10 protein-coding genes are annotated in these 11385 nt (G+C 31.6%); 5 read left to right on the forward strand and 5 right to left on the reverse strand.

The features are described from left to right. Positions 1-292: 292 nt before the first annotated feature. The 3 genes from F1Z66_RS04820 to F1Z66_RS04830 form a co-directional block, all read right to left on the reverse strand. A complete protein-coding gene (locus F1Z66_RS04820; RefSeq protein ID WP_149862473.1) occupies positions 293-958 on the reverse strand; it encodes a YsnF/AvaK domain-containing protein in 666 nt (221 codons plus the stop codon). Positions 959-1209: 251 nt separating this feature from the next. Then, positions 1210-1968, reverse strand: coding sequence for a YsnF/AvaK domain-containing protein (locus F1Z66_RS04825; RefSeq protein ID WP_149862474.1), 759 nt, complete (start codon positions 1966-1968; stop codon positions 1210-1212). Positions 1969-2012: 44 nt separating this feature from the next. Then, positions 2013-2789: a DUF2382 domain-containing protein gene (locus F1Z66_RS04830; RefSeq protein ID WP_149862475.1), complete on the reverse strand. Its 777-nt coding sequence runs from the start codon at positions 2787-2789 to the stop codon at positions 2013-2015. 354 nt (positions 2790-3143) lie between these two features. On the opposite strand from F1Z66_RS04830, the gene F1Z66_RS04835 reads away from it, so the two are divergent. Then, positions 3144-3437: a hypothetical protein gene (locus F1Z66_RS04835; RefSeq protein WP_159357477.1), complete on the forward strand. Its 294-nt coding sequence runs from the start codon at positions 3144-3146 to the stop codon at positions 3435-3437. Positions 3438-3662: 225 nt separating this feature from the next. On the opposite strand, the gene F1Z66_RS04840 is transcribed toward F1Z66_RS04835, so the two are convergent. Beyond that, on the reverse strand, positions 3663-4343 hold the full coding sequence (locus F1Z66_RS04840; RefSeq protein ID WP_149862477.1) for a hypothetical protein: 681 nt from the start codon (positions 4341-4343) through the stop codon (positions 3663-3665). Positions 4344-4829: 486 nt separating this feature from the next. Between F1Z66_RS04840 and F1Z66_RS04845 the strand changes: the two genes are divergently transcribed. From F1Z66_RS04845 to F1Z66_RS15280, 4 genes are all read left to right on the forward strand, one after another. After that, entirely contained in the window at positions 4830-5558 is a 729-nt protein-coding gene (locus F1Z66_RS04845) for a YsnF/AvaK domain-containing protein (protein WP_149862478.1), read from the forward strand. 1095 nt (positions 5559-6653) lie between these two features. Beyond that, the gene (locus tag F1Z66_RS04850; protein ID WP_149862479.1) at positions 6654-7457 is read left to right on the forward strand and encodes a C2H2-type zinc finger protein; all 804 of its coding nucleotides are present in this window, start codon (positions 6654-6656) and stop codon (positions 7455-7457) included. Positions 7458-8945: 1488 nt separating this feature from the next. Beyond that, on the forward strand, positions 8946-9128 hold the full coding sequence (locus tag F1Z66_RS04855; protein ID WP_149862480.1) for a hypothetical protein: 183 nt from the start codon (positions 8946-8948) through the stop codon (positions 9126-9128). A gap of 782 nt (positions 9129-9910) precedes the next feature. Next, positions 9911-10051, forward strand: a complete 141-nt coding sequence (locus tag F1Z66_RS15280; RefSeq protein WP_154670489.1) for a hypothetical protein — start codon at positions 9911-9913, stop codon at positions 10049-10051. A 271-nt stretch (positions 10052-10322) separates the two neighbouring features. Here the strand turns inward: F1Z66_RS15280 and F1Z66_RS04860 are convergent, their stop codons facing one another. Further along, positions 10323-10895, reverse strand: coding sequence for a response regulator (locus tag F1Z66_RS04860; RefSeq protein WP_149862481.1), 573 nt, complete (start codon positions 10893-10895; stop codon positions 10323-10325). Between the last annotated feature and the right edge of the window lie 490 nt (positions 10896-11385).

Genomic DNA, 11385 nt, shown 5'->3' on the forward strand with positions numbered 1-11385 from the left:
TAAAGTAATAGTCATATTGCCTCATATTTAAAAGTGCATATACCAACACGAGATTCATAAGGTAATGCTATCAAACACAGAATGGGATTCATAATGTTAATACTATCATAATAAATGATCTATTGCTCTGGAAGTTTCCTCAATACTATATTATATACTATTATTTTAAATTATCGTATTGCTGTTACTATCCTTGAATATAGTACTAGTAATATTCTAATACTACAAATATCTTACTGTGTTTGTCTATGTCTGGATAGAATATAAATAAAAAGAAATTAAAGATATTTTTTTAATCTTCTACAGCGAGTCTTTCAGAGGTAACTTGTTCCGTTACTTTTTTAGTTTCCGTCACTGGTTTTTTATTTATGACCACTTCCTCTTTTACATACGGTGTCTTTGACACTTCAGCTTTTTCTTTCTTTAGGGGAATACTAATTTCCTCTCTGGATTTTATAGGACCTTCCGAAGCTACCTGCCTCTCTCCGCCTGGAGGAGACCTCTTTTCAATGGATATCTCTTCATGGGTCATGGGTATTTCTATAGTCTTAGTTTCCGTCACGGGTTCTTTTGATATTGTCGCCTGATCCTCGTACACATCCTTTGACACATCAAGCTTTTCCTCAGTCAGAGGAACAGTCATCTCATCTCTTATGGCATCCTGAGCAGTTTCAGTTTCTAGACTACTTGTTGATTCAGTATTTGTTGTTTTTGTAAAAGCTTTTGATCCTTCTCCATACTTCTTTAACATTTCGTCTTCACTTATTCCAAACCTTACGGTATCACCATCATAGCTTTCGGTTAACTCTTGAGGTATCAGAAATTTTTCCTTGTTAATGATGCCTCTTTGGACTAGTACAAAACCATTTGTTACATCCTGCACCTCTCCAAAATCTTCTCCATTTATGCCTTCAGCTTCCTTTTTTATCATGTCATTCCAATTTATGTTTGAATTCATGTAAAATTTTGATTAACATGGTTTAAATATAATACACTGATAGTACCAAAAATAGTAATAGTATCAAGCATTTTTGGTCTTACCGACGATACGAATCTATTTTCTTCTATTACTCTGCTAACTGCTTGATTCAAAAATCCATAAGTTATAATCTGCAACTATTACTCTATGACCTTGGTTTAAGAATAAATGTAAAAAAAACTGTTACAATTAATTGTATATTTATTTACCTTATTCTTATTTTTTTATAGTTATATATTTCCATTTTCTATATTGTTACTATCGTCTGTTTTTATTTGTTCATGGATCACTTGTTCTGTTATTGTTTTTGTTTCAATCACTGGTTCTTTTTTTACTATTATTTCTTCCTTAATGTATGATCGCTTTGTTATTACTGGTTCTTCTCTTTCCAGTTCGACTATTATTTCAGTGTTATCAGCATGAGGTAGATCTTCATTCTTAGCAATTTTGTTATTTGATGCTAAATTGGCTCTTTGTATTGATTTGTCGCTTGATACATATTTGAGAGCATCAGAATCTACACCTGTAGGTCTTTTAATTAGAGTAACCACATCATAACTTAGGTTAATTTGCTCGCTTATAGTTTTCTTTTTAGGCCCTTTTGTTATTTTCACACTCTCTTCTATGGTTTTCTTAGACACGTCCAGTTTTTCGTCTATCAGAGGGATCGTTGTTTGTAATTTGCCAGACATGTCAGAGGATTTAAACTTTGAGTATCCTTCAAAGTTATTTTTTTCGAATTGCTCATAACTTGCCAAATCATTGTCACTTATCTTAAATTTTACCAAATCCCCATCAAAAGATTCTACCGCTGAGCTTGGAAGATGAAATTTCTTTTTATCTATCAAGCCTCTTTGTGTAACAATAAATGTATTTCCTATCTCAACTACTTTTCCTAGGTCTAACCCGTCCAATCCAAGTGCTTCTTTACCCACCATATCATTAAAATTAATATTTGTTGGGTTTATAGCCTCTTTTTTATCTGACACAGTCTCTTATGTATAATAAATTATATAATACTGTAAAAGAAATTCTATTCAAACTCATCCTTGTTACCGTCAGGATACTTTACAGTAACTTTTTCATTTCGCACTTCTACATCAATTTTGCGATTTTCAGAAACCTTGGATTTTCTGATCACTATTTCACCGAGTTTGACCATTTTCTTGTCTATGATTATTTGTTCTCCCCAGATGGGTATGATCTGATCCTCTGGTCCTTCTCTAGTTAAATTTGAGGTATTGTTGTTATTATCGCTAGAAACTTGTATTTGGTTCTGACTTGTCTTTTTGTTTGAGGCTTGTATAGTTAGTGCCGTATTTTTATCTAAATTGGCATATGACAGAGATCTGTTTGCCCCGGATTTCTCTTCATTTTTTTTGTATCTAATTTCAATATCGATAGGGTATTGTTTTTTTTGGCTGGTGCTGTCCTCACCATTCTTGTCGGGTGATTCGCCGTCTTTTGTTGTATTCTCATTGGGATGAATCACTTCTGAGATTTTTTCTTTTATCTTTGAAAATACCTCAACTAATTCACTTTTAGAATAGGAATCAAATTCCTTTCCATTTATATACATCTCTTCGTATTTTATTGGGATTTCAATTTTTTTTGTAGAATTCATCCATTTTTTTTCAAAGAGCAATTGTGATTTTGTGATTTCTTTTGTAATGCTATAGTCTTCTTGATAAACTGGAATCCTTTGTACGATTTCTTCATTATGTTGCAAAGAGGTATCATTAAGGGAAACATTGTCCGAAGCCGGCGTCATATTATTATTATTTGAAGGTGCTATTGAAGCATTATCCACAGGAATTATAGAGTAATAATATTTATAATATTATACATTTTATGCCTGTCTGTTCTTTTATTTTTTTTCTATCTCAAACATTGATTACCAATTTAATCGATAAACTACTATAATTATAACGATGAATATTAAAGAATTATATCCATGTATTGACACTACTTCCTCTTTTTGTTTATTGACAACATCAACGGAATTAATAATGAATAATAAAACTTTTAATCAAGTTAAATAGTGCAGAGAATGAGGGATCCATATAAAAGAAATTCTATGCGGCCTGCCATAAAATTAAACAAATACAAAAACCCAAATTTAAAATCTATAGTGAATATATAAATTGTTAAACCATGGTACTTGTTGATTAAGATAACCGAAGAATATTATGATCAGAATAGGAACGAACTACAAAAAATAAGGGTGACAACAGATAATAAACAAGAACGGTCATTTGACAACTATCCTATTGTAATAATGTCTAAGGATTTCGAATATGTTGAATATGACGCACAAAAGAAGCAAGGTAATGTGAAAGATGAGGGTGAGCACAAGAATATCGGTGTCTTGGACAAGGCCAAAGAAAAAGCTTTAGAACTCAAAGATTCTGTTGTATATAACACCACAGGGCAATTAACTAAAGATCAAAACAGTTAACGGTAATTAACCTCAGATATGGTTTGAACATTTACTATTACCTTTTACCTTTTACCTTTAGATTTTAACTTCTGATCAAAACAACAACTTTGAGTACCCCAAATAAATTGAATTCTGTTATTCATTCCCTAATTGAAGAAATTGGCCAATTATTATTTTGAAAATATCGTGAAAGAGAAACAAAAAAGATAGATGTTATAGTAATTTTATTTATTGTATATGCTGCTATCTGGGAACTTTTACCTTGAATTGTTCAAATCTATCATAGTTTGTATTAAAGATTACTTCTTGACCATTAAAGGATTGAACTTCATTCTTGGGAATACTATATTCATCTTTTGCTCCATCTGAAGTAATTACTACATTATTATCGTTTACTGCTGTGACAATGCCTATTGCTACAGAATCCATCGTTCTTGCACTTTTGTGAAGAATAGTATCCCAGTCTTGTATACCTGCACTAGACTTTGTGTACGATGCTTCGGTGCCCACCCGATCTATTTTCCTTTTCTCGATAAGAGGAATATATTTTTCAAGATCTCGGGAAGAACGGGATCCATCTTGGGTTTGAACGTCTGGTTGCTCTGTTACCGATGCTGATTTGTACCTTGAATATTCCCCTGCCTTTGGTGGATGGTCCTTCTTAAAATTATCCTCAGCTTCTTCTTCTGTTATGTTAAACCACAATACGTCACCATCATAACCTGACACCAACTGTTTTGGTAGGTAGAATTTATTCTTCTTAACTCTGCCTCTTTCAGTTACAACAAATTCTTGTCCAATTTCCTGTACTTCCCCTAAATCGTCACCTTTCTCGTATCCTCTTGCTTCTTTTTTTATAATATCTTTCCATTCTATACTGTTGTCTTTCCAGTCGAAGTTGCTTGATTCCGTGTTATTACTCATATTGTAAAATATTTAATAAAGTATTTAATGGCAATATCCAATTACTATAATTCAGATACATGTTTACTAATGAAACATGATATCGTCCGTATCATTTGAATTTAGATAGGATTATGAAATCCGATTAATACTTGCTTATTCGATCTATAACTATGTAGTCCTTTAGAAGTTTTAGATGACGTATCAATGCATTAATTATTTGCACATTGTTGAAGTAAAAATTGTAATTTCGAGAGTTTTATAATATCTTGATACAATGTAACATACACATGATCTTATCTCTACCTGGAAGGTAAATTATAGGAGCTTTTTGTAGCCTTCTGATGCCTTTATAGAATCTATTGACAAAAAATTAATTCATATTTCTAAATATGTATGTGAAAAACGAGCAATACTCTCCAACATCTTGCGAATGCGTGCAATATTTTCTTCACTCAATAGAATTTTTTTGTTGTAAAATAAATAATTTGTTAAATTGTATATTTTATGTCATCTGATCAGAGCGAAGAAATTGATTGGAATAAAGTAATGGAAAAGGAGGCTATGGGTGAAAGTGGGCTTGACCTAGGTACAATCAAACAAGTAGAAGACGATTATATAGTTAGTGAAATGGGGGGTCTTACTAAAAAAGTATACAAACTTCCAAAGTCATTGGCAAAATCTTTTAATGGTGTATTCTTGAACTTTTCAGTAAATGAAACTGACTTATCAGCATATGAAATAAGATCCGGTTCTATCGATTCTAACACCGATCCTCTTGTAAAATCTCATGATACCCTGTCCCAAGAAGAGAAGTTTGTTGTTCCCATAGTTGGTGAACGTTTAGACGTCACTAAAAAAATTACACAGGATAATGTGAAATTAATAAAGGAGCCTTTCAAAGAGACAAAAACCGTACAAGTTGAACTGATGCATGAAAAAATAACCATTCAAAGAAGAAAGATCAATAACAACGGTGGTGCCTCTTATAATACTAAAACCGAAAATGGCTCAACCAATTTAACGTCTAAACGCAATACAATGAATTACAAAGAACCTAACTATTCTAAGACCGAAATATTGATACCTGTCAAAAGGGAAGAGCCAGTAATCACAAAAAAATCATTCGTAAGAGAAGAAATAGTTGTAAACAAAAAACCCGTAACCGAAAAAGAAGAAATTACCGAACAAGTCACTTCCGAGAGAATAAGCACCGAAGGATCATTAAAGGAATGATTTAATGCAAGATACATTAACTCCTTCTATCTTTACAAAAACCAACACCATGTGTTTCTCTACTTGGAGATGTAACTCATGACTGTGAGAAAATGGATTGTTACCTATATAGGAACCAAGGGTGTTCAGATGTTAATTAACAGAGTTATGAATGAGAGACGAAGAAAATGACGCAAGCTTGTGAAAATATAATATTTTAATATTGTGCAGAAAACTTTTTGCTTATTGCAAGCAAAAGCCATTGAAGTGTAAAAAAGGATGCCTGATATTCGCATAGACCATTTCGGCTGTATGATATTAATTATTCTTATATTACAAAAACCTCAACATGAATTATTATTGCTTTGCAGGGTTATTACATCCAGTTACCAATTAATTGGGAAGACATAGGGATATACTGTCGGTTAAATATTAGCGATGCCAAGAAAAATAAAAAAGTAAAATAACCAGTTCAAAAATAAGGTAAGCAATTTCCAATCTTATTCTGGATATTATATTACTATTTAGTTAAACAAAATTTAGATTCTTTCAGAATTTAAGAATTTTTATTTAGCGATATTATTTTCCAAATAATGTTGCCATATATTCTATCGATCTAACAACGACCTCTGCATTGACAGGAATGACAAAATTTATAGTATATTAAACTATTTGTCATTCTTTTACTATTGAAAATAAACAAAATTGTAAAAAGAGGCATCTATATAGTATAATCAGTCTTTTAAAACTCGTTTAGGTGGAAATCATAATCGTGCATACAATATTTGATGTCATAAGCAATGACCTGGTTTATTTTAATGATGCAGCTGTTGAGTTCCACTTGCAAGATACTGAGAGTAATCATCTCTTCATCAATCATTGCGCATCTAATATTCAATAGGACTATAAATTTTACAAGTTCTTTCGCTTATTTACTTAAGGGGGTTAAAGCCATATAGGACATATTTTTAATATCCTTAGATTGATTATACCATTTCTTTGTCTCTGTTTTTTATCGGCAAAATTCAGTTTGCTTAACTTGCATCGGATATTTTGATAAAGTAAAAATGTCTTGATAATTGCTATACTTTTATACATTGTTATGCATATTTTACTATGTCTAATAACGATAAAAATAAAGCACAGTCTCCAGATATTATTGAAGAAATTATCCCCGGTAAGAATGATATTTACAATGATAAGTCCATTAATCAAAACAGTAACAATAATCAGCACCCATTTGTTGAAAATTATAATGAAAAAGAGGCCGCCCAATCTGTTCTTGAGGCTTCTGAAGAATCTGAAAAGAACACCGAGAAAAGTATTAACGATCTAAAAAACCAAATTCCTGACTACACCCAAACATTTACAGGTATGCAGCAACAAATGGCAAAGACAAATAGGGAAATAACAGAAAATTTTCTAGAGTATAATAATCAGGCATTACATTCATTACAAACAGTATTTATGCCATACTTTGAAAATGTGTATAATCAATCATCGAGCAATCAAGAGCTCTTCAGAAGAATGCCGGAGACCTACTCACAAGTGATAAGATACTTTACAGAAAACGCCATTGCATTTAATCGAATTTTTAACGAAATTATGTTATCAAATATCGGCTTTTTTACCAATGCTATAAATGAAGCAAAGGAGCAATCAAAATTTCTTATAGAGATGGGAAAGAATAATGTAAACAGATGCGAGGAAATTCAAAAGGATATTATTAATTCATTTTCTCCTTTTTCGACTTCATTAGTCAATCAAACCAATAATAGTAATTTTGAAGTGGATAACGGAAGGAACTCAGACGAAAGTTCCACAAATATAGAGGCTACATTTTCGTGTGAAACATGCGGAAAGACTTTTGACTCTCGACAAGATTTAAAGGAACATTCTAGCACTATGCACTTCAAGTAATTTTAGATTACTATTGACAAAGTTGCAAAAAGACTATACCAAAAGTATTCGGGAATAGTATATTGTCAGTTTAGAGAATATGATGTTTTTCTACATATTACCACCAGAGGTCACATAGGTTCTGATGGGGTCTGATAGAAAACTCTGGACAACAAACATGTTTTTTCTCTTTTTAGGTATTTTTAGCAAAAGTAGTGCAAGGATCCGCTTATTTTCTGATTCTATTGATAGCTATCCATAGTCGTATATATAACGAATCAACGTGAGTAAAGTCTCGTCTGATATAAACACTGATATCTTTCTTTTTTTATCCCAAAAAGCTTGGCTTTGTACTTTTGTTGAATCCAGTTTTAGAGTGTGATATATTTCGTTTAATAAAACAAATTATTATCTTTCAGGTGTTTTTCTCAAAGATAATGCTGAAAAGGTACTAACAGAAATTTTGACAGAAGTATTCTTGAGATGTTTTGTATATTGTATACACAATTGGAATACTGTCTCTTCAAGCTATAGGTTTATTTTTAAATGTTCAAGATCCAAAAAATTAATAAAGATGTAAAAGTTTTGAATCCTATCAATCTGACTGTAATTCTGCATTTGCTATATTATTCAACATGATTCGCCTTCGCCAAGAAATTATTAAACCATGATGGAACGATAAGGATGATAATAGCCTCACCCTTGATATTCTTATTGTTTTTCACAGATATAGCGTATCTTTTTCTATCTTTTTAAACCTTGATGTCAATATGATTTTGCGACCTCAGCGCACCTAAACACTCCGACATTTGAAAGGTAAGGGCTATGATGACCCCGTTTTCATGATCGTCCTTACCTTTCGCTCAAATTTAAAATATTATTAAATTGGTAAGGATGTGTTGCATTGTAACATTCACCAATGTTCATCGGGGGTGATAATTGCAGTGACCGAGTTTGCCATTTGAAAAGTCATTATCAGCTTATTTCTGCGAAGTTGGAGTTATTATTAGCTTATTAAAATATGTTATTTATTTTGATATACAGGATCATTAGTTCTATTGGGGAGTAGGACTAGTAAATTTAGCTATGGCGCTCTGTTTTTTGTCCTTACTTCCCAATTTTGTTACTTTTAATCCATTTTGCTCTCAATTTTACTATGTATATTGATTATAGTAAATCATTACTCTGGTAATAATATGCCTATATTCATGAGTCATTATTACCTCTTTAATTAAGATGTAGCTAAATATAACAATGAGATCAAGTCTATATCATGGTCCGTGTCTTCCATTTAAAGTCTAAATCACCAGATAATTTTTGATATTAGTAATGTTCCTTCCAAACCTAGGTAGTGTCATACTGAGTCGCATTCCTAAATCCATAGAATATAGTAGAGAATAAGATGAGTATTTTGTTACATGCATCTAACTTAAAGGAAAGTATAAGGTTTTGAGGTCAAATAATGCATAAATTTTAATTTCCAATCGTTTCTATATATAGTAAAGATAGATGTTGGAAAGTCAGCAGCATGCTCAAAGAGTGAAATTGGTTGATTTTGCTGGAAAAATGGTTATCATGATAAAGAAAGAATCCATAGAACTAGCTGGAAATATCGTGGTATATATTGTTATTTCAATAATCCCTACCAATGATTGTATTACCATTACCATTACCATTACCTATTTACTTTAATCACTGCCAAAATCTTTTAATATTTAATGATATTTTCTTATTTATGAAATATTATTCAATGCACAATTTTACAAGTCAATATGTGGGTCGTTTCAATGGAGATGGGGAAATCAACAAAAGCAAGTGGTTACTGGTACTGTAAAACTCTTCATTTTAATAATTTACCAACAATCAACTAAATATTCCTTGACTATTATCTAATTTATTGATTTGGACTAGGTAATATTGAAGACCTGCAAATTGCACAAATCGTATAAAAAACTCAAATTCTCTTCAAAAGGATATGGTGAAAGATAGAATAGTTTGTACAGCACTACTCTTTGGATTCTACTTAATCACGATTTTTCATTTTGTTTTGTGGGGAATCACCTGCCGTAAACTTTTGAACGCTTTCCTATTTTTTGAATTGGGAAACAAGATATCTATAAACAGATAAAAGTATGAACCAACTACTAATTACAAAGTTTATTTTCGAAATCGTTGTTTTTGTTAAAAATGAAATTACAATCTCTTTTGTGAGACAAAAGCATAGAATTCAAATAAAAGGATGTCTAAAAGTCTTGTTGAATTATTTCATTCATCTTATGTCTTCTAGGCATATGTCTGCATTCATGCCATTTCAGGAGCTTTACCTACCTCTGGGTTTTAACCAATACTTATACCTAAACCAGTGCCTGAGGTATCCAATAGGTTTATCTTTTTTTATCGGATTTGTTCTCCACTGATCTAAAAACTATAACCATAGGATTGTCAGGGTAAAATCCTATTATCATTGAAATTAATTGTCAATAGAGGATAATTATGATGACCTAAATTACATTAATGGAACAATAACAATAATAATAGTGATATATGATGTTGATATCGAAAATTTATTTAGTGGCGTGTTTGCATTAACTGGATTTATGCTTCGTGGCTCATAGCAGAAGATGTAATCACCTCTTGAGGAGCATAAAGAAGTGGAGACTGTGCTCATAGAAACAAAATATAGCTGTTAATAAGAAACTCAAAGGTCATTGCAAATCCAAAATAAAAAAACCGGAAGTAAAAATTATCGTGGTGGCCAATATAACAGATGTATTATAACCCTTACTTGAACGGATCTGACGATTTCATTTTAAAATCAGCAAGTGCTAATGAACTAACAAATAAAATAATTTACTCAATTGGCAAAAAGTTGATGGAAAATATTCATTAATTTTTTAATACTGAAACAAGTTTCGATAGTTTAAAAGGCATTGTGAGGATATCTTTATCTTTTAGGCCCGCAGACTTTAAGCAATCATTGGGAAGATTTTCCTTCGGCGTGGTTGTAACTAATACTATCTTTTGGTCGGGCTTTTCTGAGTGTATCCTCTTCGCAACATCAATACCGCTGGGATTGGACAAATGAGTATCCAAAATGATGGCACGATAAGGTTTTTCTTTATTGCTTCTATCAAGAAAACGGTCTAATGCCTCATTTCCTTTATCTGCAGTATCTGCGTGCAAGCCCAAGGAAGATAAATACTCTCTAAATAACACTAGTAATTCACTTTCAGCTTCTGCAATCAAGACTTGTGTCTGCTGCTCTTGTTTGCTTTCAAGCCCTGAGGCTTTTATTTCGTTACTATATTGCTTTTCACTATGAAAGTTATTTGTTTCCTTTTCTCTGAACTGAGACTTTGATTTGTGTAAATTAAAATCTACGGAATTGATTTTGCTCTTGTATAGGTTCTTTGTGACCGCTAAAGATTCATTACTACCTTGAAGTAAATTAGAGAACATTATGATACATCCAATACATATTATTTGAATAACATAATTTATATATCTATATTTATCGTCAATGAGAGAATGAAGCAGTATAATTAGAATTTTTAGCTAAAGATTTCGTTTGCTCGGGGATATTAATTTCATTTTGTCGGATATCCATACCCTACCTAAACTGATGGTTATAATCCTTTAGGTTGTATTTTATATACATATATTATTAATCGAATTGCTTCAAAAATAACATACAGCCAATCAAGCAAATGAAAAGGCAATTTCATTCTCTGATCATGAAATATTATTTATGAGAAGGATCCTGCTTAGATATAATTGTGTTAGTTATTAGATATAATGGATAATTGGTACTACTTGTAACCATTTGTAACTATATTTATCAAATTGCAGATTTGTAAACAACCTCAAGATATACATCACTACGTAATAGCAGGGTATGTCCAACGCATTAATAATAAATGAAATTAAACAAGCACCTTTACAAACAATA

The sequence above is a fragment of the Candidatus Nitrosocosmicus agrestis genome (assembly GCF_008389435.1).
Lineage (GTDB): Archaea > Thermoproteota > Nitrososphaeria > Nitrososphaerales > Nitrososphaeraceae > Nitrosocosmicus > Nitrosocosmicus agrestis.

Coding starts and splice junctions, on each gene's coding strand:
- F1Z66_RS04855 (WP_149862480.1), top strand. CDS start 8,946: ATGTTGGAAAGTCAGCAGCATGCTCAAAGAGTGAAATTGGTTGATTTT.
- F1Z66_RS04845 (WP_149862478.1), top strand. CDS start 4,830: ATGTCATCTGATCAGAGCGAAGAAATTGATTGGAATAAAGTAATGGAA.
- F1Z66_RS04840 (WP_149862477.1), bottom strand. CDS start 4,343: ATGAGTAATAACACGGAATCAAGCAACTTCGACTGGAAAGACAACAGT.
- F1Z66_RS04850 (WP_149862479.1), top strand. CDS start 6,654: ATGTCTAATAACGATAAAAATAAAGCACAGTCTCCAGATATTATTGAA.
- F1Z66_RS04820 (WP_149862473.1), bottom strand. CDS start 958: ATGAATTCAAACATAAATTGGAATGACATGATAAAAAAGGAAGCTGAA.
- F1Z66_RS04860 (WP_149862481.1), bottom strand. CDS start 10,895: ATGTTCTCTAATTTACTTCAAGGTAGTAATGAATCTTTAGCGGTCACA.